Source organism: Nonomuraea lactucae (assembly GCF_003313395.1).
In the GTDB taxonomy this organism is placed as follows: Bacteria; Actinomycetota; Actinomycetes; order Streptosporangiales; family Streptosporangiaceae; genus Nonomuraea; species Nonomuraea lactucae.
The window spans coordinates 1-1292 of the sequence record NZ_QNFZ01000481.1 but is presented as its reverse complement, the minus strand read 5'-3'; the positions used below and the strand labels follow the sequence as shown (position 1 = coordinate 1292).

The 1292-nt window shown below is 75.8% G+C and carries 2 protein-coding genes and 1 pseudogene; all 3 read right to left on the bottom strand.

Annotated elements, in window-relative coordinates; translation table 11 throughout:
- The coding region (locus tag DQW85_RS22840; protein ID WP_205315328.1) for a precorrin-6A/cobalt-precorrin-6A reductase at nt 1–239 on the bottom strand (239 nt) is incomplete at its 3' end.
- A complete protein-coding gene (cobM, locus tag DQW85_RS22835; RefSeq protein WP_113702185.1) occupies nt 224–979 on the bottom strand; it encodes a precorrin-4 C(11)-methyltransferase in 756 nt (251 codons plus the stop codon). The genes cobM and DQW85_RS22840, both read right to left, overlap by 16 nt.
- Nucleotides 976–1292 (bottom strand): annotated as a pseudogene (locus tag DQW85_RS22830) (cobalamin biosynthesis bifunctional protein CbiET); the annotation flags it as partial. The gene cobM and the pseudogene DQW85_RS22830, both read right to left, overlap by 4 nt.

The following is a 1292-nucleotide window of genomic DNA, read 5'->3' as shown; positions in this document are numbered from 1 at the left end:
GTCATCCTGGCCGCGAACGGGTGCGTGGCGTCCACCACCGCGTCCACGGCCTCGGCCGCGAGCCAGGCCGCGAGCCCTTCCGGGCCGCCGAACCCGCCCTCGCGCACCTCGCCGACCGGCAGTCGCGGGTTGGTCACCCGCCCGGCCAGCGACGACACCACCCGCACCCCCCGCGCGGCCAGCTCGGCGGCCAGCGCCCTGGCCTCGGCCGTGCCGCCCAGGATCAGGACGTGCCGCATGCCCGCGACCTCGCCGCGCTGTAGAGATGGCTGTCGGGGAACTCGGTCGCCGCCAGCACCCGCCCGACGACGATGACCGCCGTCCGCCGGACTCCCGCCTCACGCACCCGCGCGGCGATGTCCGCCAGCGTCCCGCGCAGGATCGCCTCGTCGGCCCTGCTCGCCCGCGCCACCACCGCGACCGGGCAGTCAGGTCCGTACGACGGCAGCAGCTCGGCCACCACCGCGTCGATCCGCTGCACGGCCAGGTGCAGCACCATCGTGGCCCGGCTCGCCGAGAGGGTCGCCAGGTCCTCGCCCTCGGGCATCGGCGTCGCCCTGGCCGAGGTGCGGGTGAGGATGACCGTCTGGCCGACGCCGGGCACGGTCAGCTCCCTGCCCAGCGATGCGGCCGCCGCCGCGAACGCCGGGACACCCGGCACCACCTCGTACGGCACGCCGAGCCCATCGAGCCTGCGCATCTGCTCGGCCATGGCGCTGAAGACCGACGGGTCACCCGAATGCAGCCTGGCCACGTCCAGCCCCGCCCGGTGCGCGGCGGCCAGCTCGGCGACGATCTCGTCGAGCGTGAGATTCGCCGTGTCCACCAGCCTCGCCCCCTCCGGGCAGGAGTCCAGCAGTTCCCGGGGCACCAGAGAGCCGGCGTACATGCAGACCGGCGACGACTCCAGCACGCGCAGCCCGCGCACCGTGATCAGGTCGGCGGCGCCGGGGCCCGCCCCGACGAAGAAGACGGTCACGGCACGTCCCTCCCGGTGTCCGGGTGCATGTCTCCTCTGGTGACCGACCACACGGTCACCGGCATCATCGCCCGCCAGCCGGTGAACCCGCCCACGGGCGAACCCCGCTGCACGGCCAGGCGCACCAGGTCGCCGCCGAGCCGGCCGTACCACTCGGCGACCACGGCCTCGGACTCGACGGTGACGGCGTTCACCACCAGCCTGCCACCGGGCCGGAGCGCCGCCCAGCAGCGTTCGAGCAGGCCGGGCACCGTGGCGCCGCCGCCCACGAACACCGCGTCGGGCGCGGGCAGGCCGTCCAGCGCGGCGGGCG